The following is a 23,877-nucleotide window of genomic DNA, read 5'->3' as shown; positions in this document are numbered from 1 at the left end:
CGCGGTGCAATGTAATCGTTTACATAGCACCGCACGATGAGCATTCAATCCGTTGCAGCCAAGGCCGGGGTTTCCGTGGCCACCGTATCTCGGGCATTCAATTTCCCGAACAAGGTCACGCCGGCCACGCGTGAGTTGGTGGAACGCGTGGCGCGCGAGCTCCAGTACGTGCCCAACGCCAGCGCGCGCACGTTGCGCACCCAGCGCAGCCGCGCGCTGGGCGTGGTGCTTCCCACGCTCCTGAACCCCACCTTCGCCGAGTGCCTGCAAGGCATCGCGCGTGCCGCCATTGCGGGCGGATACGCCATCATTCCGGTTACCACGGGCTACCAGCTGGACGAAGAAGAACGCGCGGTCCATCTGCTGCTGGCGGGAAACGTCGACGGGCTGATCCTCGTGGTGTCCAACCCGTCCACTTCGGCCGCTCTTGCACGGCTTCGCAACGGCGGCACACCCTATGTGCTCGCCTACAACCGGCACCCCGATCACCCTTGCGTCACTGTCGACGGCGAAGCTGCAGTCGCCGACGCCGTCGCGCGCCTGGTGCTGCTCGGACATCGGCGCATCGCCATGGTCAGCGGCACGCTCACCGCCTCCGACCGTGCACAGCAGCGCTACCGGGGTTACCAGAAAGGCATGGCCGATGCCGGGCTCGATGCGCCCCCGCTCATCGAGGTACCTTTTGTCGAAAGCGCGGTCGGCGCGGTCGTCAACGTGTTGCAGGCCGACGGTCGTCCCACCGCACTGGTCTGCTCGAACGACCTGCTCGCCATCCGCAGTATCCGCGCCGCGCACCTGAGCGGGCTGTCCGTGCCCGACGACCTCAGCGTGGTGGGCTTCGACGGCATTGCGCTCGGCGAAGACCTCACGCCGGCGCTCACCACCGTTGCGCAACCCAACAGCGACATCGGCCGCCGCAGCGTCGAGTTGCTGATCCAGGCCATGGCCGGCGGCGCCACGCTGCAGGCCGGCGCGAGCCTGCTGCTGCCTTGCTTCTTCCGCGACGGCGAATCGTGCGCATCCGCAAGCGGTATCGCCGACGACTGATCACCCCTCTCACCCGCCTCAACCCTCACATCCACATCAAGGAGTTCTTTCATGTCTCTCCGCATCTCCCGCATGGCCCGCCTGGGCTTGCTCGCCGCCACGCTCGTTGCCGCAGGCGGCGCCGTGGCCCAGACCGCCATTTGCTACAACTGCCCGACCGAATGGGCCGACTGGGGCACGCAGCTCAAAGCCATCAAGGCCAAGACCGGTGTCACCGTGCCGGCCGACAACAAGAACTCGGGCCAGTCGCTCGCGCAACTCGTCGCCGAGAAGGCAAGCCCCGTGGCCGACGTCACCTACCTGGGCGTGACCTTCGCGGTGCAGGCCCAGAAGGACGGCGTGGTGGAGCCCTACAAGCCGGCAGCGTGGAAAGACATTCCCGACGGCCTGAAGGACCCGGCCGGCAACTGGTTCACCATCCACTCCGGCACGCTCGGTTTCATGGTCAACGTCGATGCGCTCAAGGGCAAGCCAATTCCAAGATCGTGGGCCGACCTGCTCAAGCCCGAATACAAGGGCCTTATCGGCTACCTCGACCCCGCTTCGGCCTTCGTCGGTTACGTGGGTGCCGTGGCGGTGAACGAAGCACGCGGCGGCACGCTCGACAACTTCGGCCCGGCCATCGACTACTTCAAGGCGCTGCAGAAGAACGAGCCCATCGTGCCGAAGCAAACTTCCTATGCGCGCGTGCTGTCGGGTGAAATCGCGATCCTGCTCGACTACGACTTCAACGCCTACCGCGCCAAGTACAAGGACAAAGCCAACGTCGCATTCGTCATTCCGAGCGAAGGCACGCTGGCCGTCCCCTACGTGATGAGCCTGGTTGCCAAGGCACCGCACGCCGCCGATGGCAAGAAGGTGCTCGACTTCGTGCTGTCCGACGAAGGCCAGGCCATCTGGGCCAAAGCTTACCTGCGGCCGGTGCGCGCCAGCGCAATGCCGAAGGACATCGAGGCGCAGTTCCTGCCGGCTACCGAGTACGCCCGCGCGAAGAGCGTGGACTACGCGCGCATGGCTGAGGCGCAGCGGGCGTTCTCTGATCGGTATCTGAAGGAAGTGCGCTGAAGTGTTTTGTTCAGGGCGCGCACCCGCCGACGGGGTACCTTGCTCCGCGAATGTCCCCCGGCCTGCGGCCTCCTCCTTTATTTCAATGTCCCCCGGCCTGCGGCCTCCTCCTTTATTTCGCTGCGCAAGGCACCCCATCGACGGGAGCGTTGTGCAGAGCGGTGGTTGACGGGGGACATTCGCGGAGGGGAGTACCCGGTGGCCTTTGCACGCGCCCTGAACAACAGCGCCCAGAACAACAGCACCCGCAACACAGCGCGAAATGAAAGACTGAGATGAAGCAAGCCAACGCCTGGAACCCACGCTGGCGCCTGCTGGCCTGCGCAGCACCCGCCGCCGTGTTCTTCGCTGCCTTCTGGCTGCTGCCAGTAGTGCGCCTGCTCACGCTGCCCGCGACCAAGGGCTGGTCCACCTACTTCGCGGTGCTGACAGATTCGCGCTATCTGCAGAGCATGGCCAACACCGTTGCGCTGTCGGTGGCGGTAACGCTGACGACACTGGTGCTGGGCGCGGCCGTGGGCATTTATCTTGCGCGCCATGCCTTCACCGGCAAACGCATGCTGCTGTCGCTGCTCACGCTCCCGCTCTCTTTTCCAGGCGTGATCATCGGCTTCTTCGTCATCCTGCTCGGCGGGCGGCAAGGGCTGGTGGCCGACATCGGCGACAGCCTCTTCGGTGAACGCATCACCTTCGCCTATGGACTGCTCGGACTGTTCCTGGCCTACCTGTACTTCTCGCTTCCACGCGCCATTGCAACCTACGCCGCGGCGGCCGAGGCCATGAACGTGCAGCTCGAAGAAGCCGCGCGCTCGCTCGGCGCCTCTCGGCTGCGCGTGGCGCGCGACGTTTGGATGCCCGAGCTTGCCCCCACCACGCTGGCCTGCGGCGCCATTCTGTTCGCCACCTCGATGGGCGCCTTCGGCACCGCCTTCACGCTCGCCAGCAAGTTCGAGGTGATTCCCATCACCATCTACAACGAATTCACCAACTACGCCAACTTTGCGCTCGCCGCATCGCTCTCGATTGCGTTGGGCATCGTGACCTGGCTGGTGCTGTTCGTTGCGCGCCGCTTCGGGGCCAACCCGGTCGCGCGCTGAAGGAAAACGCTCATGCGAAAAAAGAACACGCAATCCAAGGCGCCTTTCCTGCTGGCCACCACTGTGCTGGTGAGCATTTTCATGATCGCGCCGATGCTGCTGTCCGTCATGGCCGGTCTGGTCAACAACTACAGCACGGGCCTGAAGAGCGGCCTCACGCTGCGCTGGCTCGGCGAAGTGTGGGAAAACTATGGCGGCACCGTCGGCTGGTCGCTCGCACTGGCGTCTGCCTGCGTCGTCGGCACCGTGTTGCTGGGCGTGCCCTGCGCCTATGCGCTGGCGCGCAGCCGCTCGCGCGCGGCGCATATCTTCGAAGAACTGCTGACACTGCCCGTTGCAGTGCCGGGCCTCGCAACCGCGCTGGCGCTCATCCTCGCCTACGGCCAACTCACCGCCTTCCGCCAGAGCTTCGCCTTCATTCTCGTGGGCCACATGGTGTTCACACTGCCGTTCATGGTTCGCACCGTGAGCTCGGCCTTCCAGCGCGGCGACCTCCTCGCGCTCGAAGAAGCTGCGCGCTCGTTGGGCGCCAACTTCCGCCAGCGTTTCATGGGCATTCTGGTGCCCGCCGTGTTCCCCGCCATCGTGGCCGGCAGCCTGATGGTGTTCACGCTCTCGGTGGGCGAGTTCAACCTCACGTGGATGCTGCACACGCCGCTCACGCGCACCCTGCCCGTGGGCTTGGCCGACAGCTATGCCTCCATGCGCATCGAGATCGGATCGGCCTACACGCTGGTCTTCTTCGCCGTCATTCTTCCGGTGCTGTGGGGCCTGCAGTACCTTGCCAACCTAATCCAGAAACGCCATGGAACTTGAACGCATTCCCATCGACATCGCGAACTGCGCGAAGACCTACGCCGACGGCACGCGCGGCCTGCTGCCGACCGACTTGCACGTGGAAGCGGGCGAAGTGCTCGCGCTGCTCGGCCCCTCCGGCTGCGGCAAGACCACGCTGCTGCGGCTGATTGCGGGGCTCGAGGCACCCGACGAAGGCAGCCGCATCGTGTTCGGCGGGCAAGACGTCACGCAGCGCCCGGTGGAACATCGCGGCGTGGGCATGGTGTTCCAGAGCTATGCACTTTTTCCGCAGATGACGGTGGCCGCCAACATCGGCTATGGCCTTCGCATTCGCGGTGTGTCGCCCGAAGAAGAAAAGCGCGCCGTGGGCGAACTGGTCGACCTGACGCGGCTCGGCGGGCTTGAGAACAAGCGACCCGCCGAACTCTCGGGCGGCCAGCGCCAGCGCGTGGCCCTGGCGCGCGCGGTTGCCGTGCGCCCGCGCGTGCTGCTGCTCGACGAGCCGCTGGCTGCGCTCGACGCCAAGCTCAAGGAGTCGCTGCGCGACGAGCTCGCCGAACTGCTGCGCCGCCTGCACATCACGGCGATCCACGTCACGCACGACCAGCAGGAGGCGCTGGCCATTGCCGACCGCCTGGCGGTGATGAGCGCCGGACGCATCGTGCAGGTCGGCCGCGGCGAAGAGCTGTACCGCGCGCCGTCACACCCCTTCGTGGCGGAGTTCCTGGGCCGGGTGAACCGGCTGGCGCGCGAGCCGGACGCCATTGCGCAAGGCGTTGTCCGACTCGGCGGAAGCACGCTGCCTTGCCCACCCGCCTGGCGCGATCATGCGATGCTTCTGGTGCGACCCGAAGACGTGGAGGTAAGCGCGCCCCAGCCGGGCTGGGGGCTCGCCGCTGTCGAACGCCGTACCTTTCTCGGCGACCGCGTGCAACTGCAGCTGCGCACGCAGGACCAGCCCTTGCTGGTCGCCGATGTCGGCCGCGACACGCCTTTCGGCCCAGGTGATCCGGTCGGCCTTCGCATCCAACCCGATCGCCTGATGACGTCGCAGGAAACCAGCGCATGAACACGGCAACGACACAAGACACCACCTTCCTGGCGCAGCTGACGGACCTGCACATCCGCGAGCCCGGCCGCTTGGCGTACGGCCGCATCGACACCGCGCCCTACCTGGAGCGCGCGGTGCAGTCGGTGCTGCGCCTGCCGCAATTGCCCGACGCGGTGGTAATCACCGGAGACCTGAGCGACTTCGGCCGTGCGGCCGAATACGAGCACCTGGCACGTCTTCTCACGCCGCTCAACATGCCGGTCTACCTGATGCCCGGCAACCACGACGACCGCGACCAGCTGCGCCGCAGCTTCCCAGGCCATGGCTACCTGGCGGCGGGCGTGGGCTCTGCCGGCTTTGTCCAATACTCGGTGCGCGTGGGCGCGCTGCGCCTGCTGACGCTCGACACCTGCGTGCCGGGCGAGAGCCATGGCGCCCTCTGCAACGAGCGGCTGGCCTGGCTCGAGCAACAGCTCGAAGCCTGCCGGGGCGAACCCGTGGTGATTGCCATGCACCACCCGCCCTTCCAGACGCTGATCGGCCACATGGACGAGATCGGCCTGCTGCAAGGCGCCGAGGCACTTGAAGCGCTGGTCGCGCGGCACCCCAACGTCGAACGCGTGATCTGCGGACACCTGCACCGCGCCATCGACGCGCGCTTCGGCGGCACCATCGCATCCACTTCGCCCGCACCGGCGCACCAGGTCTGCCTGGACCTGGCGCCCGACGCGGCTTCGGCGTGGATGCTGGAGCCGCCCGGATTCCGCGTGCACGCCTGGTCCGCGCGCGGTGGACGGCTCGTGACGCATTTGGCGGCTTCCGGCACATTCGAAGGCCCTTTTCCTTTCCATGACAACGGAGCACTGATCGATTGAGCCCATAGTGTGGAAAATGGGGGCGAAAACGAACTAAAACGAAAAGGATAGAAACCGGCACCCATGAAGCATCTTCTGAACCTGCTCGCCGCCGTCGCACTGCTGGTGTGGGGCACGCACCTCGTTCGCACAGGCGTGCTGCGCGTGTTCGGGGCCAATCTGCGCAAGATCCTGGTGCAGAGCATGCGCAACCGCTTCACGGCCGCCCTGTCGGGCATCGGCGTGACCGCGCTGGTGCAGTCGAGCACGGCCACCTCGCTGATGACTTCGTCCTTCGTGGGGCAGGGCCTGGTCACGCTGCCGGCCGCGCTGGCAGTGATGCGCGGAGCCGACATAGGTACGGCACTCATCTCGGTGCTGTTCTCGGCCGATCTGTCATGGCTCTCGCCGATGTTCATCTTCGTGGGCGTGGTGCTGTTCATTTCGCGCTCGGCCAGCGTCGCCGGGCGCGTCGGCCGGGTGCTCATCGGCCTGGGGCTGATGCTGCTCGCGCTGCAATTGGTGGTGGAGGCCACCGAGCCGCTCTTCTCGGCTCCGGCGGTGCGGGCGCTCCTGGCCTCGCTCAACAGCGACGTGCTGCTCGAAATCACCATTGGCGCCGCGCTGGCCATCGTGGCGTATTCGAGCCTGGCGGTGGTGCTGCTGGTCGCGGCCATGGCAAGCTCCAACGTGGTTCCGCTGGACGTGGCGCTGGGGCTGGTGCTCGGCGCGAACCTCGGCAGCGGATTGCTGGCCGTGCTGACCACCGCCAAGTCGGCCGTGCCGGTGCGGCAGGTCACGGTGGGCAACCTGCTGTTCAAGGCACTTGGCGTGGCCATCGTCGCGCCGTTCGTGGGGCTCTGGCTGCGCTACGTACAACCCCAAGTGCCCAACGCAACGCACGGCGTGGTGCTGTTCCACCTGGCGTTCAACGTCGTCATCAGCCTGGGATTCATCGGCCTCACGCAGTGGGTGGCAACGCTGGTCACCAGGATGCTGCCGGTGCCGCAGCAACCGGCCACTTCCACCCGGCCGCATCACCTGGACCCTTCGGCGCTTTCAACACCTTCGCTCGCCATTTCGAACGCGGCGCGCGAGGCGCTGCACCAGGCCGACATTGTGGAAACCATGCTCATCGGCACGCTGGACGTGATCCGCCACAACGACCTGCGCCTGTCGCAGGAGCTGCGCCAGCTCGACGACACGGTGGACGAGCTCTACTCGGCCATCAAGTACTACATGACGCGCATCTCGCGCGAGGCGCTGGGCGAAGAAGAAAGCCGGCGCTGGACCGACATCATCAGCTTCACCATCAACATGGAGCAGATCGGCGACATCATCGAGCGCGTGATCATCGACATCGAAGACAAGAAGATCAAGCCGCAGCGCAACTTCTCGGCCGCCGGCATGGCGGAAATCGTCGAGCTGCACGGCCGGCTGGTGGCCAACTTGCGGCTGAGCATGAGCGTGTTCTTGAACGGCAACGTGCGCGATGCGCAAAAGCTGCTGCAAGAAAAAGCACGCTTTCGCGACCTTGAACGGGCCTATGCCACCACCCACCTCGACCGGCTGTCGGACCGCACCACGCTGAGCATCGAGACCAGTTCGCTGCACATCGACCTGATCAGCGACCTGAAACGCATCAACTCGCACATCTGCTCCATCGCCTATCCGATCCTCGAATCGGCCGGTGCGCTGGCACCGAGCCGGCTGCGCGAATCGCGGCTGGGCAAGATCGAAGGCTGATTCGCCGGCGCAAGACTGCGCGAAGACGCGCGAGGCCGATTCGTCAGTGCGCAGCCGAGAACGACGAATTCATGAACTGCTCCTGCCGGCGACGCAGGCAGAAGTCGATCAGGTCGTCGATCTCGGTGGCCTTGTCGAACACCGCATCGGCGCCAAGCTGTTTGCACTTGCGCCGCATCTCGGGAGTAAGGTGATTGCTGAGCACCACCATCTTCTGCGCCGGCTCACGGTTGCGGCAGGCCTCGAGCACGCTGAAGCCGGTGCCGTCCTTCAAGAACAGGTCGACGATGGCCAGGTCCCATTGCGAGAGATTGCTCGTCAGCCAACGGGTGCCTTCACGCTCCGATTCCGCCTGGCCCACCGGGTCGACCCTTGCCACTTCGCGCAAGGTACCCAACAGGTTTTCGCGGATGGTGGGGTTGTCCTCGACAACAAAGGTTCTAACGGTGTCCATGTGGCGTTTCTCGAGCTTTGTAGCAGGCTACAAAGTGCGCTTTGCACAAGACGAAGGCATGACACCCCATCGCGGGTAGGACAAGGCTGGCCCGGCGCCGGGCCGGCGTTTGCCCTCCCTCAGAGCGTCAGGATCGTGCAGCCGGTGGTCTTGCGCGCTTCCAGGTCACGGTGCGCTTGCTGCACGTCGCCCAATGCGTAGCGCTGGTCGATCGGGATCTTCACCGCGCCGCTTTGCACCACCGCGAACAGGTCGTCCGCCATGGCCTGCGTGCTCTCGCGCGTCGAAATGTGCGTGAACAAGGTGGGGCGCGTCACGTAGAGCGACCCCTTCGAGGCCAGCGTGCCAAGGCTGATCGGCGGCACCGGGCCCGAGCCATTTCCGAACACCGCCAGCAAACCGAACGGGCGCAGGCACTCGATCGAGGCTTCCCAGGTGTCCTTGCCGACCGAGTCGTACACCACCTTCACGCCTTTGCCGCCCGTGATCTCCTTCACCCGGGCCGCGAAGTTCTCGGTGCTGTAGTTGATGGCATGCGCCGCGCCATGCTCGAGCGCGAGCTTGCACTTGGCGTCGCTGCCGGCCGTGCCGATCAGCTGCAGGCCCAGCGCCTTGGCCCATTGGCAGGCGATCAGCCCGACCCCGCCGGCCGCAGCGTGGAACAGCACGAAGTCGCCCGGCTGCAGGCCTTCCGCCGGCAGCGTTTTCTTCAGCAGGTATTGCGTCGTGAGGCCCTTGAGCATCATGGCCGCGCCGGTCTCGAAAGAAATGGCGTCGGGCAGCTTGCAGACGCACTTGGCCGGCATCACGCGCAGCTCGCAGTAGGCACCGGGAGGCTGGCTCGCATAGGCGGCGCGATCACCCGCCTTGAGATGCGTGACGCCCTCGCCCACCGCTTCGACAACGCCCGAGGCCTCCATGCCAAGCTGCAAAGGCATCTGGAACGGGTAGAGGCCGCTGCGCTGGTAGGTGTCGATGAAGTTCAGGCCCACGGCCTTGTGGCGAATGCGTATTTCACCTGGCCCGGGTTCGCCGACTTCCACGTCGACGATCTTCAGTTCTTCGGGACCGCCATGGCGGTCGATACGAACGGCTTTGCTCATCATTTTGCAGTCTCCAAGGCTCGCGAAAAAGAAGACGCGCATCGTGCCACGTTTGGCCTTTCCGCGGCGGCGGCGGGCAATGCCCGGTAGAGTCGGCGGCCATGCAGATCCAGCAGCGCCTTACACCGACAACCGTCTTCCTGCTCACCGTGCCGCCGCTGCTGTGGGCCGGCAATGCGGTGGTCGGCCGCATGGTGCGTGAACTGGTGTCGCCGCTCACCCTGAATTTCGTGCGCTGGATCATAGCCTTCGTGCTCCTGCTGCCGCTTGCGTGGCCCGTGCTGCGCCCCGGCAGCCCGATGTGGCCGCACTGGAAGCGCTACGCGGTGCTGGGGCTGCTCGGCATCGGTTGCTACAACGCCTTCCAGTACCTGGCGCTGCAGACGTCCACGCCGATCAACGTCACGCTGGTGGGCTCCAGCCTGCCGCTGTGGATGCTCGCGACGGGCGCTGTCTTCTTCGGCGCCCGCGTCAACGCGCGAGAGATCGGCGGCTCGCTGCTCTCGATGCTTGGCGTGCTGCTGGTGCTGAGCCGGGGTGAATGGCGGCAGTTGCTCGCGCTGCGCCTGGTGCCGGGCGACCTGTACATGATCCTGGGCACCATTGCCTGGGCGTTCTACAGCTGGATTCTGGTTCGCACGCGAGAGCCGCAAGGCGTGCGGCAAGACTGGGCCGCGTTTCTCATGGCGCAAATGGTGTTCGGCCTGGGATGGTCAGGCGCGTTCGCGGCCGGAGAGTGGACGCTGACCGATGCACACATCGTGCTCGGCTGGCCCCTTTTTGCTGCCCTGGCGTTCATCGGCATTGGCCCCGCCGTGGTGGCTTACCGCTGCTGGGGCAGCGGCGTGCAGCAGGCCGGGCCGCAGGCGGCAAGCTTCTTCATGAATCTCACGCCGCTGTTTGCCGCGCTGCTGTCTGCGGCGTTCCTCGGCGAGCCGCCGCACTGGTACCACGGCGCGGCATTCCTGCTGATCGTGGGTGGCATCGTGGTCTCGTCGTCATCCAGACGTTGAGACCACGAGGCGGGGTCAGTAGGTGCCTGGATAAGCCCCGCCGTCGGCCAGTACGTTCTGCCCGGTCATGTAGCCTGCCTGCATGCTGCAGAGAAAGGCGCAGATGGCGCCAAACTCGGCCGGCGTGCCGAAGCGCTTGGCCGGGATGTTCTTCTTGCGGGCTTCCCACACGGTGTCGAAGTCCTGGCCGGTCTTCTGGGCCGTACCGGCCATCGTGCCCTTGAGGCGGTCTGTGTCGAACGAGCCGGGCAGCAGGTTGTTGATGGTCACGCCCTGCGCCGCAATGGCCGTGCGTGCCACACCTGCCACAAAGCCCGTGAGGCCGCTGCGCGCGCCGTTCGAAAGGCCCAGGATGTCGATGGGCGACTTCACCGAGCTGGAGGTGATGTTGACGATGCGCCCGAAGCCGCGCTTGGCCATGCCGTCGACCGTGGCCTTGATGAGCTCGATGGGCGTGAGCATGTTAGCGTCGACCGCCTTGATCCAGGCTTCCCGGTCCCAGTTGCGGAAGTCACCTGGCGGCGGGCCGCCGGCATTGGTCACCACAATGTCGAACTCATGGCGGAGCGCGAACACGGCCGCGCGGCCTGCCTCGGTGGTGATGTCCGCTGCCACGTGCTTGACGAAAGGCGCCGGCGAGCCCGCTGCCGCCGCAACCAGCTTTGCAGCCGCCGCTTCGAGCGCCTCGGCGCCGCGCGCCACGATCACCACGTTCACGCCTTCGCGCACCAGCGCTTCGGCGCAGCCATAGCCAAGCCCCTTGCTCGCGCCGCAAACCAGCGCGGTCTTGCCTGCAATGCCCAGATCCATGTTTTTTCTCCTGTACTGCAGGGGCGCTAGCGCCCCGTGCGTGTGAAAACGAAGATGCCCGCGATCACGAGCAACGTGCCGGCCGCGATCCACGCGGTGAACGGCTCGCCGAGTATGACCACCCCCATCAGGATGGTCGAAAGAGGCCCGATCATGCCGGTTTGCGCAGCCATGGCAGGACCGATGCGCTCGATGGCCATCATGACCATCAGGACAGGCACCGCCGTGCACAGCGTGGCGTTCAGCACCGAGAGCCAGATAACCTCGGGCGCCACTTGCATTGCAACGCTCATGGGCCGCGTGAGCACAAACTGCAAGATGCACAGCACGCAGGCCACGGTGGTGGCCAGGCCCACGAGCCGCAGCGAGCCGAGCCGCTTGACGAACTCGCCGCTGTAGACCAGATAGCCCGCATAGCTCACCGCGCTCAAAAACACCAGAAAGGCGCCCCAGGCTGCCGCCCCGCCGCCCTTGCCGCCACCGCCGGTCCAGAGCTCATGCCCGAAGACCAGCAGCACGCCGGCGTAGCTCACGATCATGCCCAGCACCTGCGGCCGTGTGGCGCGCCGCCCGTACAGGAGCCAGCCGAACAGCAGCACCAGCGTGGGGTTGAGATAAAGAATCAGCCGCTCAAAGCTGGCCGAGATGTAGGCGAGCCCCGCAAAGTCGAGAAAGCTTGCAAGGTAGTAGCCCGAGAAGCCGAGCCCGATCACCCCCAGCCAGTCGCGAAACGTGAGCGAAGGCTTGCCGCGACCTGCCCACCACGCCATGACCGCGAAGAGCGGCAGCGCAAAGAGCATGCGCAGCATGATCAGCGTGACGGCATCCACCCCATGGCGGTACGCCAGCTTGACGATGATGGCCTTGCCGCTGAACGCGATGGCGCCCAGCGAAGCGAGGATGAGGCCGGGCGCAATGCTCTTTGCGCCGCTGTGCGCGGAGGGAATGCCGGTCTGTACGGCGGACTTGGTCATTCCTCGATCATCGCGTGGTCTTCAATAGCCTGCAGCCACGCCATCGCGGCGCGGATCGCTGGCGGCCACATAGCCTTCGACCGACGGATCGCCCGCGCGCCAGATGAACTGGCCGGCGCCGAAGTCCTGGTAGGAATCGTTGATCACGTCCAGTTTGTGGCCGAGGTCGCGCAGGCCCTGCACGGTGTTCGGGTTCATTGCCGCCTCGACGTTGATCTCGAGCCCCGCGTTGAAGCGCCAGCGCGGCGCATCGCACGCGGCCTGCGGGTTCTGCTTGTAGTCGAGCATGCGCACCAGCGTTTGCATATGGCCCTGGGGCTGCATGTTGCCGCCCATCACGCCAAAGCTCATGACCGGCTGGCCGTCCTTGGTAAGGAAGGCCGGAATGATGGTGTGGAAGGGCCGCTTGCCCGGGGCGACGACATTCGGGCTTTCGGCCTTGAGGCTGAAGCCGTGGCCGCGGTTCTGCAGGCTGATGCCGAACTCGGGCTCCACGCAACCCGAGCCGAAGCCCATGTAGTTGCTCTGGATGAAGCTCACCATCATGCCGCTCTCGTCAGCAGCCGTGAGATAGATGGTGCCGCCCTTCACTGGGTTGCCGGCCTTGAAGTCCTGCGCCTTGTTCACGTCGATAAGTCTCGCACGCGATGCGAGGTAGGCGTCATCGAGCATTTGCGCGGGGGTCACCGTCATCGACGATGGCTCCGACACGTAACGGTACACGTCGGCAAAGGCCAGCTTCATGGCCTCGATCTGCAAATGCTGCGAAGCGACCGAGTCGACCGGCAGCGAAGCGATGTCGAACTTTTCGAGAATGCCGAGCGCGATCAGCGCTGCAATGCCCTGGCCATTGGGCGGAATCTCGTGCAGCGTGTGGCCGCGGTAGTCGCGCGAAATCGGCTTGACCCACTCCGGCTGATAGGCCGAGAGGTCGGACACGGTGAGCGCGCCGCCCTGCTCCTTCGAAAACCTGGCGAGCGCTTCGGCGATCTCGCCGCTGTAGTAGGCCTCGCCCTTGGTGCGGGCAATGGCCTTGAGCGCGCGCGCGGCGGCCGGAAAACGAAACAGTTCACCGATCTCGGGGGCGCGGCCCCAAGGCAGGAAACTCTGCGCAAAGCCCGGCTGCGACTCGAGCAGCGAGGTGGCCGCGACCCACTTGCCCTGCACCACCGGCGGCACAAGGTAGCCGCGCTCGGCAATGTCGATGGCCGGCGCCATCAGGTCGGCGAAGGGCAGCTTGCCGAAGCGGTCGCTCAGCGCCACCCAGCTGCGCACGGCGCCCGGCACCGTGACCGAATCGATACCGCGCATGGGGGGCGTGGCGGCATCGGCGCCGTACTTGGCCTTGAAGTATTCAGGCGTCCAGGCCTTGGGCGCAGGACCGGAGCCGTTCAGGCCATGCAGTTCCTTGCCGTCCCACAAGATGCAGAACGCGTCGCTGCCGAGGCCGTTGCTCACCGGCTCGACCAGCGTCATCACGGCCGCCGTGGCAACGGCCGCATCCACGGCGTTGCCGCCTTGCTGGAGCATGCGCAGCCCGGCTTGCGACGCCAGCGGGTGCGAGGTCGACACCACATTGCGCGCGAAGATCGGGATACGGGTGGAGAGATAGGGATTGTTGAAATCGAAGTTCATGTCGGTTTTGTCTCGTTACTCGTTGGTGATCTTGCGGTCGACCACGATTTTTTTCCACTTGGCGGCATCGGCGGCCACCATCTTCGCGAACTGCTCGGGCGTTCCGGCGGTGGCAGGTTCGATGCCCAGGCGCGAAAGCTTGTCCTTCACCTCGGGATCGGCCAGCGCTTCGTTGGCGGCCTTGTTGACGCGCGCCACGATGTCCGCCGGCAGCCCCTTCGGCCCATAGAAGCCGAACCAGGTGTTCGACTCATAGCCCGGCAGCGTGTCGGCAATGGGCGGCAACTCCGGCGCGAGCGGGCTGCGCTTCAGCGTGGTCACGCCAAGCGCGCGCAAGCGTCCGTCGCGCACGTGCGGCATGCCGGTAGGGAGCGAATCGAACAGCACGTCGATCTTGCCGCTGATCAGGTCGGGAATGGCAAGCGCCGTGCCCTTGTAGGGAATGTGCGTGACGAACACGCCGGCCTGCGCCTTGAAGAGCTCTGCCGTGAGCTGCACGATGGTGCCGTTGCCGCTCGAAGCGTAGTTGAGCTTGCCCGGGTTCTTCTTGGCATGGTCGATCCATTCGCGCACCGTTTTCGCGGGCGAATTGACCGGCACCAGCATGATGCTGGGTGCATCGCCCACATGCGCGATGGGCGAAAAATCGCGCACCGTGTCGTAAGGCAGCTTGCTGGTGATGGCCGGGCCGATCGAATGCGTGCTGGTGGTGGCCAGCAGCAGGGTGTAGCCATCGGCCGGCGCCTTCGCCACCAGGTCGGAACCGATGGCGCCGCCGGCACCCGGCTTGTTGTCGATGACCAGCATGGCGCCGAGCTTGTCGCCCATCTTCTGGCCCAGCGTGCGGGCAAATAGATCCGTGGCGCCGCCCGCAGGAAACGGCACAACGAGCCGCACCGGTTTGGTGGGATAGCCCTGCGCGAAGCTGGCGGTGCTCGATGCAGCCAGGCAAAGCGCCGCGGCAACTCCTTGAAGGAACTGAATTCGTTTCATGGTGCTGGATTCTGGCTCGATAGGAAAACCTTGCATGCTATGCAGCCGCCGCGCATCAAGCCAGATAATCCACTTTATTCAACTATGAATGGGGTTTATGGCAAAGAACGCCTCGGATGAGGTTTCGCTGCAGCAATTGCGGGCGTTGGCTGCAGTGGCCGAAACGGGCAGCTTTACCCTCGCGGCGGAAACCCTGCAGCTGACGCAGCCCGCAATCAGCCACCTGGTCAAGCGCATGGAAGAAGAACTCGGCCAACCGTTGGTGGTGCGGGGCCGCCGCATCCAGCTGACGAGCGCCGGCCAGGTGATGGTCGAAACCGCGGTGCGCGCGCTGCGGCTCATTGATGAGTCGGTAGACGCCTGCCGTTCGCAGTCGCAGTTGCGCGAAGGCCGCGTGGTGCTGGCGGTGGGCCACCTCACGGCCGGTGCCCTGCTGCCGCCGATGCTCGGCCGCTTTTCGCAGAAGCACCCCACACTGGCGACCACGCTGCTCGACAGCACCGCGGAGCAGATGATTTCGCGCCTCCTCTCGCAGGAGGCCGACCTGGGCTTCGGCTCGGACATCGGGCAGAAGCACTCGGAGTTGGCCACCGAGCCGCTGTTTACGGAGCGCATGGCGCTTTTCGTGCGCGAGGACCATCCGCTGGCGCAGCGTGTGGTGGTCGACGCCAGGCACCTGGAGGCGCTGCCTTTCATCCACGTCAACCCGGACGCGAATGTGTGGCGCTCGGTGAGCCGCCAGCTGTCGAGCATGGCAAATGTGTACCCGCACGTGGTTCATCACGTATCGATGCTGTCGACGGCATTCGGCCTGATCCAGGCAGGTGCCGGAGTGGCGCTGCTGCCGCGCTATGTCGAAGTGTTGATGCCTGGAAACCTGCGTGCAGTGGCAGTCACGCGCCCCACGCTCGAATACCCGGTGGTCGCGGTACGACTGGCCAAGCACCCACTCAGCCCCGCCGCGCTGGCCTTCCTGGCCATGGCTCGGCAGTACATGAAACCACCGAGGGCTGGCAAGCCGTAGGTTTTGTTATTTCGTGTCGTGGCGCGATCAGCGTCGACGTTCAGGGCGGCGCACCCGCCGACGGGGTACCTTTCTCCGCGAATGTCCCCCGGCCTGCGGCCTCCTGGCGGGCTGTTCGTTCAGGGCGGCGCACCCGCCGACGGGGTACCTTGCTCCGCGAATGTCCCCCGGCCTGCGGCCTCCTCCTTTATTTCGCAGCGAAATAAAGGAGGAGGGGCGCAGCCCCGGGGGACATTCGCGGAGGGGAGTACCCGGTGGCCTGTGCACACGCCCTGAAGCAACGCCCCAAACAAAGCACAAATAAAAACGGCGCCCAGAAGGCGCCGTTTGAATAAAGCCGTAAGACGGAACTCAGTCTTCGACGAAAGCCTCTTCGCGCTTCGCCTTCACCGCCGGCAACAGCACGATCACCAGCAGCAACGCAGCGGCAAGCAGCAGTCCAAGCGAGATCGGACGGGTGACGAAAACGCTCCAGTCACCGCGCGAGAGCAGCAGCGAGCGGCGCAGGTTTTCTTCCATCATCGGCCCGAGGATGAAGCCCAGCAGCAACGGTGCAGGCTCGCAACCCAGCTTGAAGAAGGTGTAGCCCACGAAGCCGAAGACACCGACCATCCAGATGTCCCACGTGTTGTTGTTCGTGGAGTACACGCCAATGGCGCAGAACAACACGATGGCGGGGAACAGGAACTTGTATGGCACCGTCAAGAGCTTGATCCACATGCCGATGAGCGGCAGATTCAAGATGATCAGCATCGCATTGCCAAGCCACATCGAGGCGATCAGGCCCCAGAACAACTCCGGGTTGCTGGTCATCACCTGCGGGCCCGGCTGGATGTTGTGGATGGTCATTGCGCCCACCATCAGCGCCATCACCGCGTTGGGCGGAATACCCAGCGTCAGCAGCGGAATGAAGGAAGTTTGCGCGCCGGCATTGTTGGCCGCCTCGGGTGCTGCCACGCCGCGGATGTTGCCCTTGCCGAAGGGCACTTCGCCCGGGTGCAGCTTGGTCTTCTTCTCGATCGTGTAGGCCGCAAAGGCCGACAGCAACGCACCGCCACCCGGCAGGATGCCGAGCGACGAGCCCAGTGCCGTGCCGCGCAGCACAGCGGGGATCATGCGCTTGAAGTCTTCCTTGGTCGGGAACAGGCCCGAGACCTTGGCCGTGAACACTTCACGCTCGTCGTCGGGGCGCGAAAGGTTGGCAATGATTTCGCCGTAGCCGAACACACCCATGGCAATGGCCACGAAGCCGATGCCGTCGGTCAGTTCGGGAACGTCGAAGCTGTAGCGTGCAACGCCGGAGTTCACGTCGGTGCCCACCAGGCCCAGCAGAAGGCCCAGCACGATCATGGCGATTGCCTTGAGCAACGAGCCCGAAGCCAGCACCACGGCGCCGATCAGGCCCAGGATCATCAGCGAGAAGTATTCAGCCGGGCCGAACTTGAAGGCCAGTTCGGTCAGCGGCGGTGCAAAGGCAGCCAGGATGAGCGTGCCCACGCAACCGGCAAAGAACGAGCCCAGGCCCGCTGCGGCAAGCGCCGGACCTGCACGGCCCTTGCGCGCCATCTGGTAACCGTCGATCACGGTCACCACCGAGGACGATTCGCCCGGCAGGTTCACCAGGATGGCGGTGGTCGAGCCGCCGTATTGCGCACCGTAGTAAATGCCGGCCAGCATGATCAGCGCCGAAACGGGCGGCAGTGCATACGTGGCGGGCAGCAGCATTGCGATGGTCGCAACGGGGCCAATGCCCGGCAGCACGCCGATCAGCGTGCCCAGGACACAGCCGGCCAGGCAGTACAGCAGGTTCGTGAAGGTAAAGGCAACGCCAAAACCCATCGAGAGGTGTTCAAACAATTCCATGTGAGCAGCTTTCTTCTCAACCGGTGATGAAGGTCGGCCAGACCTGGATCTGCAGCTTGAGAGCCCAGATGAACGCGATATAGCTGCCAATGGCCAGCACGGTGGCCAGGATCAGCACGGTAGGCAGCTTGAACTCGTGGCCCGCCAGGCTTGCGATGATCACGAGCGCGTAGATCGCGATGATCATTCCCATGGCCGGTACGCCAAGGCTCGGCAGGCCGCCGAGCAAGATGCCGAAGGCAATGTTGGCGCCCAGAATGAACACCACCTGCTTCCAGGCCCACTTGCCGATCTTCTCGCCGTCGGTGGTTTCAACGGTCAGGCCGCTGAACATGATCCCCAGGCCGATGACGGCCATCAGGACGCCCAGCATCAACGGGAAGTAACCCGGCCCCATGCGGGCGCCGCTGCCTACGCTGTAGGTGGTGGCGCCCCATGCGAACGCCACGCCCACGACCGTAAACATCAGGCCCGAGAAAAAGTCTTTCTGACTCTTGATCTTCACGAACAGTCTCCTCGAACAAATTTCGATGCGAGATTGTCGAGTCAGCTGGTGGTCAGGCCGATGTGGATTCCACTAACCAAAGGCCTAGGGATAACCCGAAAGACTTCACAGCACCACGGCTCATTCCAGGGGCGGCGTGGCGCTCAGCACCTCTTCGATGGTCGTCACGCCCTCGGCCACGCGCAATGCGCCGGCCAGACGCAGCGGGCGCATGCCGTCGATCACGGCCTGCCGGCGCAGCCCTGCGAGGTTCGGCTCCTTGTTGACCTGGGCCTTGAAGTCTTCGCTGATGCTCAGCAGCTCGTAAAGCCCCATGCGGCCCATGTAGCCCGTCATGCGGCAATCGACGCAGCCCACGGGTTTGTAGGCACGCACGGAGCCGGTGATCTGCCACGGCTTGACGATGGTCTCGAGCTTCTCGCGCGTGACGGTGTCGTCAGGCTGCTTGCAGTTGGGGCACAGCGTGCGCACCAGCCGCTGGGCCAGAACGCCGAGCATCACTGCATTGATGAGGTACGAAGGCACGCCAAGCTCCATCAGCCGCGTGATGGCGCTCGGCGCATCGTTGGTGTGCAGCGTGCTGAACACCAGGTGGCCGGTGAGCGCGGCCTGCACCGCCATCTCGGCCGTGGCAAGGTCGCGGATTTCACCGACCATGATGATGTCCGGGTCTTGCCGCATCAGCGCGCGAAGGCCTTCGGTAAAACCGAAATCCAGCTGCGGCTGCACCTGCGTCTGGTTGAACGAAGGCTCGATCATTTCGATCGGGTCTTCGACCGTGCTCACGTTGACCTCTTCGGTTGCAACACGCTTGAGCGTGGAGTACAGCGTGGTGGTCTTGCCCGAGCCCGTGGGCCCGGTCACCAGAATGATGCCGTTGGGGCGCGTGACCAGTTGCTCCCAGCGGTGCGCGTCGTGCTGGGAGAAGCCGAGCGCGTCGAGATCTTTCACCGCGGTGTCGGGGTCAAAGATCCGCATCACCATCTTCTCGCCGAAAGCAGTCGGCAAGGTGGACAGCCGCATTTCGACTTCGTCGCCGCGCATGTTGCGGGTCTTGATGCGGCCGTCCAGCGGGCGGCGCTTTTCGACCACGTCCATGCGGCCCAGCAGCTTGATGCGCGACACCATCGCGTTCATCACGCCCATGGGCATCTGGTATGCGGGATGCAGGATGCCGTCGATGCGGAAGCGGATCACCCCTTGTTCCCGGCGCGGCTCCAGGTGGATGTCGCTCGCGCGCTGGTCGAAGGCGTATTGCCAGAGCCAGTCGACCACCTGGACCACGCTCTGGTCGTTGGCGTCGAGCTGCTTGGTGCTCTTGCCCAGCTCCACCAGCTGCTCGAAGCTCGCGCCGCCGGTGTTGCCCCCCGCCTTCTGCGCCGCGCGCACCGACTTGGCAAGCGCGAAGAACTCGGCCGTGTAGCGCTGGATGTCCGTCGGGTTGGCCACCACGCGGCGCACCGTGCGGCGCGCCTGGCGCTCCACCTCGGCGATCCAGTCGGTGAGAAACGGCTCGGCCGTGGCCACCACCACCTCGGTGGGGAGCACTTGCACAGGCAGCACCTTGTGGCGCTCGGCATAGGCCGCGCTCATGGTGTCGGCCACCTTGCCCACGTCGACCTTGAGCGGATCGATGCGCAGGTAGCCGAGCCCCGCACGGCCGGCGAGCCACTGCGTGAGCATTTCAAGATCGAGCGGCTTGCCGTCGCTCTCGCGCGTCATGGCCACGTTGGCAAGGCGCACCAGCGGCGCCTGCCGGCTCTCGGCCTGGGCGCAGCGCGCAATGGTGCGCTTGGCTTCCACCGGCGAGATCACGCCGTCGGCGGCGAGCCATTCGATCAAGCGGCGAAGGTCGAGCGGGCCTTCGTGGGGAGGATGCGAAGGTTTGGATGCGGAAGCAGCGGGAACAGCGCTCATGGGCCGGAAGGTCGGGTGAGAGTGGGATTCAGCGGTTTGAACACACGCAGCCATTTAGGTGCGGGCAGGCCCCATCGAGTCTGGATCGTTTGGGCGCGCTCGGCAAGGGCTTCGCGCTTCGGACGGCTTGGCGTGCGCTGCGCCAGCACCACCGTGTTGCCTTCGCGCGTCGGCTTGAAGGCCCACACGGCATCGGCGCCGAACGCGCCGGCAATTTTCTCGAGGCTGCGTTCGTAGCTCGACGATCGGCCGAACAGATTGACCGTCATGCAGCCGTCTTCGGTAAGCAACGCACGGCAATCGGCATAAAAGTCTTCGCTGTCGAGCACCGGCGCGGCAGCCTCATGGTCGTACAGGTCAACCTGCAATGCGTCGACCGTGCCGTGCCACTCGGGCTTGCGGATTTCAAGCGCCGCATCGGCAATGACCACGCGCAGCTTCGGGTCGTCGGCCGGCAGCTTGAACCAGCCGCGGCACGCAGACACCACCTGCGGGTTCAGTTCGACCGCGCTGGTGCGCATGCGCAAGGTCTTGCGCGAAAACTTGGTGAGCGTGGCCGCGCCGAGGCCCAGCTGCATGGCATGGCGGCTGGCCACGCTTTTCGGGTCTGCAAACAGCAGCCAGGCCATCATGCGCTGCACGTATTCGAGCTCGATCTCGAACGGCGCATCGATCTTCATCGAGCCCTGAACCCATTCGGTGCCCAGGTGCAGGTAGCGGATGTCGCCCCAGTCGGAAAAATTGACTTCGGGGAGGACGGGGGTTTTGCTCGTGGCCATCAGGTGAGTTGGTGGGCTTCGAAGACCTCGCGCCAGGCTGCGAGCTTGCGCTCGAAGCTCCACGACGCGTTGGCGGGGCTGGTGGAAGGCAGCTGGTAAACGGGCACCCCCAGGGTGCGCGTGTGGCGTGCATGCTTGAAGCTCTCGCCACCGTTGTGGGCAATGGCCGCAAGCTTCGGCAGATGCAGCCCGGCAATGTCGTTGGCAATGGGTGCGCGAATCGCCGAATCAAGGCTGCCTTCGCGTTCACAGGCGGCGTAGACGTCCCAAACGCCCAGCCCGCGCGCAAGCAGCCATTTCTTCTTTTCGGGATAGCTGTCTGCGCCCATTGGCAGCGGGCGTCGGGGCCAAACGGCTTGCAAGATTTTCCAGAACTGATTTTGCGGATGCGCATAGTACTGCTGCTGCTCGAGCGAGCGAACGCCCGGGAAGCTTCCGAGAATCAGCACGACGGTGGCAGGAGACACGACGGGCGCAAGGCCTGTGAGCACCGCGCCCTTGGTATCGGGTACGTTGGTTGGTTTCATGAACAGCCTCTATCTTGGCACTGTCGATCGCCCATGAAAAAACCCGCCGCAGCGGGTTTGTGCTGAAAGCGAGCGCCGGTTATTTCTTGGCGGCTTCGTGTTCGGCGGTGCCGGGCACCTTTTCGCCGATGGCCTTGCCGGTGCTGCGCATGCCGTCCGCCGTCTTGTGGCCCGCGGTTTCAACAGCGTCACCGGTCTTGGCGGCCACGTTCTTGGTGGCGTTGGTGGCCTTCTTGGTGGTGCGCTTGGTGGCGTCCCATGCCTTCTTGGTGCCGCGTTCGGTGGCGTTCACGGCCTTCTTGGTGGTGGTCTTGGTCGCATCGACTGCGTCCCTGCCGGCTTCCTTCACCTTTTCGGTGGTGGTGGGCTCGGCGGTGGTCGTTGCGGGCGCGGCGGTTGTCGCGGTTTGAGCCACGGCGGACACGCCGATGGAAGCAAGCGCGAGAGCAAGCAGGACGGGCACGGTGCGAACGAAAGATGTGGTCATGTAAAGACTCCTTTTTGGATGAAGTGTCGGAGTGACGAACTTGCCACTGAACAAACAACGCCACTTCGAACACCGAGGATGACAGCAAAAATGCAGCGCCCGCTTGCGCAAACGCAAGTCGGGGCGTCGGCCTACGTGCACTGCGGTTCCTGCTCCGACAACGAGAGAAGACTTTCAAGCCGTGGCATGGCTTTGAGCGCATTCCGGGTCGTCGCCTCGGCGAGTTCATCAACGCCAATGCCGCGCAGTTGCGCCACCACTTCGGCAATGCGCGGCAGTTCTCCCGGCTCGTTGCGCCCCTGCGCCTCGCCGGCCGCACGCTGTGCCTGCGTGCGGTAGATCCAGTGCGGCTGGATGTCGGGCGCATCGGTTTCCATCACCATCGATTCGAGCGGCAGCGTGGCCGCCAGCCGCCGCAGCTGCAACGCGCGGTCGAAAGTCACCGCGCCGCCGAAGCCGAGCTTCAGGCCAATGTCGATGCAAGCCTTGGCTTGCTGCTCGCTGCCGTTGAATGCATGCGCAATGCCCTCCCACGGCCGGCCGCCGGCCGTCTGGCGCAAATGCTTGAGCACCTTGTCCACCGAACGGCGCACATGAATCAGCACCGGCAAGTCGTACTTGCGGGCGAGTTGCAACTGAGTGTGAAAAAAGTGCTGCTGCTTGTCGCTGTCCAGCCCTTCCACGAAGTAGTCGAGGCCGATCTCGCCGACCGCAACCAGCCGCGGATCGCCCAGGCGGGTGGACAGTTCGGCGTCGAGCGCCTCCAGGTCGGACTCTTGCGCATTGCCGGTGCACAGCGGATGGATTCCCAGCGCATAGGCGTCGCGCTGCACATGCGCCAGCTCGCGCACGGTTGCAAAGTTGAACGCCGCAACGGCCGGAATGACGCACAGTGCCACGCCCCGTTCGGCGGCACGGGCACGGATGAGCGGCATTTCCGCACCGAATTCGGGCGCGTCCAGATGGCAGTGGGTGTCGATGAATACAGCCATGGCGAGATGATGCCCGAAGGGATGCAAGGCAGAAGAAAGCGTGCTACTGTGAACCCCTCACCCGTCATCCCTTGCCGGAGGTGTTTCGATGCGCAGGCCCGCTTTCTACAGCCGTTCGCCCCGCACGCTGCCTCAAGCGGCCGATTCCGCGGCCGCCGATCAGGCCGTGCCATCGCCCGAGGGCGGACGCAATGGCGCGCCGCCGGATTCACCTGTTTCTCCGCCCCAAGGCAAGCAGCGCTGGCAGCCCGGCCGCCGCAGCTTCGCGTTTCTGGTGGTGCTCAGCGCCGTTGCGGTCGGCAGCGCCGCCTGGTGGCCCCGCCACGGCGCCAAGGCACTGACCCAAAAAGACATCGATGCCGCGGTGCTGCGCACCCTGCAAACCAACACGCTTCCCTCGCCCGCCGCCAAGGCCGCCGAGATCGTGCGGCCTTCAGTCGTTCGCGTGGTCGGCTACGGACCTGAAAAGGCCACGCCAGAGGCCAAGACGCAAAAGCGCGGACGCAATCTTGCCAAGGGCAAGTCGCCTGAAGCCGACCCGCCGCCGGGCGAAACCGAGCGCGGCGTAGGCACGGGCGTGGTCATTGTCGACAAGGGCGTCATTCTTACCAACCTGCACGTCGTGGCCGGCGCCGAGACCATCAAGGTCACGTTCTCAGATGGCCTCGAGGCGGTGGCCACCATTACCGGCGTGCAGCCCGAGAACGATCTTGCGGTGCTGCAGGCTCAGAAGATCCCCGACGACCTGATTCCCGCGGTCATGCGCTCGACGGCCGACCTGCAATCCGGCGACCAGGTGGCCGCGGTGGGCTTTCCGTTCGGCATCGGTCCTTCGGTGTCGGCGGGCGTGGTGTCGGGCCTGAAGCGCTCGTTCCGCTCGCCCGAAGGCAAGCAGGAGTTGGGCAACCTGATCCAGTTCGATGCGGCGGCCAACCCCGGCAATTCGGGCGGTCCGCTGATCAACATGGACGGCGAGGTGCTCGGCATCGTCACCGCCATTCTCAATCCCACGCAGCAGCGCACCTTCATAGGCATCGGTTTTGCCGTGCCCATAGAGAACGCGGCCTCCGCCGCCGGCTCGCCGCCGTTCTAGCGCGACCTAGAAAAACCGCAGCATGCATTCTTCGATTGTTTATTGAGAGG

At 65.1% G+C, this 23,877-nt stretch carries 23 protein-coding genes; 10 read left to right on the top strand and 13 right to left on the bottom strand.

All coding sequences use genetic code 11. From position 1 onward, the window contains the following. Window positions 1-36: 36 nt before the first annotated feature. From QHG62_RS03460 to QHG62_RS03430, 7 genes are all read left to right on the top strand, one after another. A complete protein-coding gene (locus QHG62_RS03460; RefSeq protein ID WP_281149442.1) occupies window positions 37-1,047 on the top strand; it encodes a LacI family DNA-binding transcriptional regulator in 1,011 nt (336 codons plus the stop codon). Between the two features lie 51 nt (window positions 1,048-1,098). Beyond that, window positions 1,099-2,112 carry an ABC transporter substrate-binding protein gene (locus QHG62_RS03455; RefSeq protein ID WP_281149441.1) on the top strand — a complete coding sequence of 338 codons (1,014 nt, stop codon included), beginning with the start codon at window positions 1,099-1,101 and terminating at the stop codon, window positions 2,110-2,112. 275 nt (window positions 2,113-2,387) lie between these two features. Then, a complete protein-coding gene (locus tag QHG62_RS03450; RefSeq protein ID WP_281149440.1) occupies window positions 2,388-3,209 on the top strand; it encodes an ABC transporter permease in 822 nt (273 codons plus the stop codon). Between the two features lie 12 nt (window positions 3,210-3,221). Next, window positions 3,222-4,025, top strand: coding sequence for an ABC transporter permease (locus QHG62_RS03445; RefSeq protein ID WP_281149438.1), 804 nt, complete (start codon window positions 3,222-3,224; stop codon window positions 4,023-4,025). Next, window positions 4,015-5,076 carry an ABC transporter ATP-binding protein gene (locus QHG62_RS03440; protein WP_281149437.1) on the top strand — a complete coding sequence of 354 codons (1,062 nt, stop codon included), beginning with the start codon at window positions 4,015-4,017 and terminating at the stop codon, window positions 5,074-5,076. Before QHG62_RS03445 ends, QHG62_RS03440 begins: the two co-directional genes overlap by 11 nt. Next, window positions 5,073-5,933, top strand: coding sequence for a phosphodiesterase (locus QHG62_RS03435; RefSeq protein WP_281149436.1), 861 nt, complete (start codon window positions 5,073-5,075; stop codon window positions 5,931-5,933). Before QHG62_RS03440 ends, QHG62_RS03435 begins: the two co-directional genes overlap by 4 nt. 63 nt (window positions 5,934-5,996) lie before the next feature. After that, window positions 5,997-7,658, top strand: a complete 1,662-nt coding sequence (locus QHG62_RS03430) for a Na/Pi cotransporter family protein (RefSeq protein WP_281149435.1) — start codon at window positions 5,997-5,999, stop codon at window positions 7,656-7,658. A gap of 43 nt (window positions 7,659-7,701) precedes the next feature. On the opposite strand, the gene QHG62_RS03425 is transcribed toward QHG62_RS03430, so the two are convergent. Together QHG62_RS03425 and QHG62_RS03420 are read right to left on the bottom strand one after the other, a co-directional pair. After that, a complete protein-coding gene (locus QHG62_RS03425) occupies window positions 7,702-8,112 on the bottom strand; it encodes a response regulator (RefSeq protein ID WP_281149434.1) in 411 nt (136 codons plus the stop codon). Window positions 8,113-8,231: 119 nt separating this feature from the next. Beyond that, window positions 8,232-9,215, bottom strand: a complete 984-nt coding sequence (locus tag QHG62_RS03420; protein WP_281151490.1) for a quinone oxidoreductase family protein — start codon at window positions 9,213-9,215, stop codon at window positions 8,232-8,234. A 101-nt stretch (window positions 9,216-9,316) separates the two neighbouring features. On the opposite strand from QHG62_RS03420, the gene QHG62_RS03415 reads away from it, so the two are divergent. Further along, complete coding sequence (locus tag QHG62_RS03415) at window positions 9,317-10,228, top strand: DMT family transporter (protein WP_281149433.1); 912 nt, start codon at window positions 9,317-9,319, stop codon at window positions 10,226-10,228. Between the two features lie 15 nt (window positions 10,229-10,243). Here QHG62_RS03415 and QHG62_RS03410 read toward each other — a convergent pair whose 3' ends face one another. Genes QHG62_RS03410 through QHG62_RS03395 form a run of 4 tightly spaced genes read right to left on the bottom strand, consistent with a single transcriptional unit; the run spans window position 10,244 to window position 14,640 of the window. Further along, on the bottom strand, window positions 10,244-11,038 hold the full coding sequence (locus QHG62_RS03410; protein WP_281149432.1) for an SDR family oxidoreductase: 795 nt from the start codon (window positions 11,036-11,038) through the stop codon (window positions 10,244-10,246). Between the two features lie 26 nt (window positions 11,039-11,064). Further along, the gene (locus QHG62_RS03405) at window positions 11,065-12,012 is read right to left on the bottom strand and encodes a DMT family transporter (RefSeq protein WP_281149431.1); all 948 of its coding nucleotides are present in this window, start codon (window positions 12,010-12,012) and stop codon (window positions 11,065-11,067) included. Window positions 12,013-12,033: 21 nt separating this feature from the next. Beyond that, on the bottom strand, window positions 12,034-13,647 hold the full coding sequence (locus QHG62_RS03400; protein ID WP_281149430.1) for a gamma-glutamyltransferase family protein: 1,614 nt from the start codon (window positions 13,645-13,647) through the stop codon (window positions 12,034-12,036). Window positions 13,648-13,662: 15 nt separating this feature from the next. After that, entirely contained in the window at window positions 13,663-14,640 is a 978-nt protein-coding gene (locus QHG62_RS03395) for a Bug family tripartite tricarboxylate transporter substrate binding protein (RefSeq protein WP_281149429.1), read from the bottom strand. Between the two features lie 97 nt (window positions 14,641-14,737). On the opposite strand from QHG62_RS03395, the gene QHG62_RS03390 reads away from it, so the two are divergent. Continuing rightward, the gene (locus tag QHG62_RS03390) at window positions 14,738-15,664 is read left to right on the top strand and encodes a LysR family transcriptional regulator (protein WP_281149428.1); all 927 of its coding nucleotides are present in this window, start codon (window positions 14,738-14,740) and stop codon (window positions 15,662-15,664) included. A gap of 351 nt (window positions 15,665-16,015) precedes the next feature. Here the strand turns inward: QHG62_RS03390 and QHG62_RS03385 are convergent, their stop codons facing one another. The 7 genes from QHG62_RS03385 to QHG62_RS03355 form a co-directional block, all read right to left on the bottom strand. Further along, entirely contained in the window at window positions 16,016-17,527 is a 1,512-nt protein-coding gene (locus QHG62_RS03385) for a tripartite tricarboxylate transporter permease (protein WP_281149427.1), read from the bottom strand. Between the two features lie 16 nt (window positions 17,528-17,543). Beyond that, a complete protein-coding gene (locus tag QHG62_RS03380) occupies window positions 17,544-18,032 on the bottom strand; it encodes a tripartite tricarboxylate transporter TctB family protein (RefSeq protein WP_281149426.1) in 489 nt (162 codons plus the stop codon). 120 nt (window positions 18,033-18,152) lie between these two features. Continuing rightward, the gene (locus tag QHG62_RS03375) at window positions 18,153-19,949 is read right to left on the bottom strand and encodes a GspE/PulE family protein (protein WP_281149425.1); all 1,797 of its coding nucleotides are present in this window, start codon (window positions 19,947-19,949) and stop codon (window positions 18,153-18,155) included. Next, a complete protein-coding gene (locus QHG62_RS03370; RefSeq protein ID WP_281149424.1) occupies window positions 19,946-20,728 on the bottom strand; it encodes a spermidine synthase in 783 nt (260 codons plus the stop codon). The genes QHG62_RS03375 and QHG62_RS03370 overlap by 4 nt, the downstream gene beginning before the upstream one ends. Next, window positions 20,728-21,255: a DNA-deoxyinosine glycosylase gene (locus QHG62_RS03365; RefSeq protein ID WP_281149423.1), complete on the bottom strand. Its 528-nt coding sequence runs from the start codon at window positions 21,253-21,255 to the stop codon at window positions 20,728-20,730. The genes QHG62_RS03370 and QHG62_RS03365 overlap by 1 nt, the downstream gene beginning before the upstream one ends. A gap of 79 nt (window positions 21,256-21,334) precedes the next feature. Further along, window positions 21,335-21,742 (bottom strand): hypothetical protein, encoded by a 408-nt coding sequence (locus tag QHG62_RS03360; RefSeq protein ID WP_281149422.1) that lies wholly within the window; start codon window positions 21,740-21,742, stop codon window positions 21,335-21,337. A 131-nt stretch (window positions 21,743-21,873) separates the two neighbouring features. Beyond that, the gene (locus QHG62_RS03355; RefSeq protein ID WP_281149421.1) at window positions 21,874-22,734 is read right to left on the bottom strand and encodes a TatD family hydrolase; all 861 of its coding nucleotides are present in this window, start codon (window positions 22,732-22,734) and stop codon (window positions 21,874-21,876) included. An 88-nt stretch (window positions 22,735-22,822) separates the two neighbouring features. On the opposite strand from QHG62_RS03355, the gene QHG62_RS03350 reads away from it, so the two are divergent. After that, the gene (locus tag QHG62_RS03350; RefSeq protein WP_281149420.1) at window positions 22,823-23,827 is read left to right on the top strand and encodes a S1C family serine protease; all 1,005 of its coding nucleotides are present in this window, start codon (window positions 22,823-22,825) and stop codon (window positions 23,825-23,827) included. The last annotated feature ends 50 nt before the right edge of the window (window positions 23,828-23,877 follow it).

Source organism: Variovorax paradoxus (assembly GCF_029919115.1).
In the GTDB taxonomy this organism is placed as follows: Bacteria; Pseudomonadota; Gammaproteobacteria; order Burkholderiales; family Burkholderiaceae_C; genus Variovorax; species Variovorax paradoxus_O.
Note: the sequence above shows the minus strand (reverse complement) of the source record. Positions and strands in the feature narration are given on the sequence as shown.

Excerpts from the sequence above, each read along its gene's own strand:
- QHG62_RS03350 (WP_281149420.1), top strand. The coding sequence starts at position 22,823 with ATGCGCAGGCCCGCTTTCTACAGCCGTTCGCCCCGCACGCTGCCTCAA.
- QHG62_RS03430 (WP_281149435.1), top strand. The coding sequence starts at position 5,997 with ATGAAGCATCTTCTGAACCTGCTCGCCGCCGTCGCACTGCTGGTGTGG.
- QHG62_RS03445 (WP_281149438.1), top strand. The coding sequence starts at position 3,222 with ATGCGAAAAAAGAACACGCAATCCAAGGCGCCTTTCCTGCTGGCCACC.
- QHG62_RS03360 (WP_281149422.1), bottom strand. The coding sequence starts at position 21,742 with ATGACCACATCTTTCGTTCGCACCGTGCCCGTCCTGCTTGCTCTCGCG.
- QHG62_RS03460 (WP_281149442.1), top strand. The coding sequence starts at position 37 with ATGAGCATTCAATCCGTTGCAGCCAAGGCCGGGGTTTCCGTGGCCACC.
- QHG62_RS03420 (WP_281151490.1), bottom strand. The coding sequence starts at position 9,215 with ATGAGCAAAGCCGTTCGTATCGACCGCCATGGCGGTCCCGAAGAACTG.
- QHG62_RS03400 (WP_281149430.1), bottom strand. The coding sequence starts at position 13,647 with ATGAACTTCGATTTCAACAATCCCTATCTCTCCACCCGTATCCCGATC.
- QHG62_RS03410 (WP_281149432.1), bottom strand. The coding sequence starts at position 11,038 with ATGGATCTGGGCATTGCAGGCAAGACCGCGCTGGTTTGCGGCGCGAGC.
- QHG62_RS03435 (WP_281149436.1), top strand. The coding sequence starts at position 5,073 with ATGAACACGGCAACGACACAAGACACCACCTTCCTGGCGCAGCTGACG.
- QHG62_RS03375 (WP_281149425.1), bottom strand. The coding sequence starts at position 19,949 with ATGAGCGCTGTTCCCGCTGCTTCCGCATCCAAACCTTCGCATCCTCCC.
- QHG62_RS03395 (WP_281149429.1), bottom strand. The coding sequence starts at position 14,640 with ATGAAACGAATTCAGTTCCTTCAAGGAGTTGCCGCGGCGCTTTGCCTG.
- QHG62_RS03450 (WP_281149440.1), top strand. The coding sequence starts at position 2,388 with ATGAAGCAAGCCAACGCCTGGAACCCACGCTGGCGCCTGCTGGCCTGC.
- QHG62_RS03455 (WP_281149441.1), top strand. The coding sequence starts at position 1,099 with ATGTCTCTCCGCATCTCCCGCATGGCCCGCCTGGGCTTGCTCGCCGCC.
- QHG62_RS03415 (WP_281149433.1), top strand. The coding sequence starts at position 9,317 with ATGCAGATCCAGCAGCGCCTTACACCGACAACCGTCTTCCTGCTCACC.
- QHG62_RS03390 (WP_281149428.1), top strand. The coding sequence starts at position 14,738 with ATGGCAAAGAACGCCTCGGATGAGGTTTCGCTGCAGCAATTGCGGGCG.
- QHG62_RS03425 (WP_281149434.1), bottom strand. The coding sequence starts at position 8,112 with ATGGACACCGTTAGAACCTTTGTTGTCGAGGACAACCCCACCATCCGC.
- QHG62_RS03440 (WP_281149437.1), top strand. The coding sequence starts at position 4,015 with ATGGAACTTGAACGCATTCCCATCGACATCGCGAACTGCGCGAAGACC.
- QHG62_RS03370 (WP_281149424.1), bottom strand. The coding sequence starts at position 20,728 with ATGGCCACGAGCAAAACCCCCGTCCTCCCCGAAGTCAATTTTTCCGAC.
- QHG62_RS03355 (WP_281149421.1), bottom strand. The coding sequence starts at position 22,734 with ATGGCTGTATTCATCGACACCCACTGCCATCTGGACGCGCCCGAATTC.
- QHG62_RS03385 (WP_281149427.1), bottom strand. The coding sequence starts at position 17,527 with ATGGAATTGTTTGAACACCTCTCGATGGGTTTTGGCGTTGCCTTTACC.
- QHG62_RS03365 (WP_281149423.1), bottom strand. The coding sequence starts at position 21,255 with ATGAAACCAACCAACGTACCCGATACCAAGGGCGCGGTGCTCACAGGC.
- QHG62_RS03405 (WP_281149431.1), bottom strand. The coding sequence starts at position 12,012 with ATGACCAAGTCCGCCGTACAGACCGGCATTCCCTCCGCGCACAGCGGC.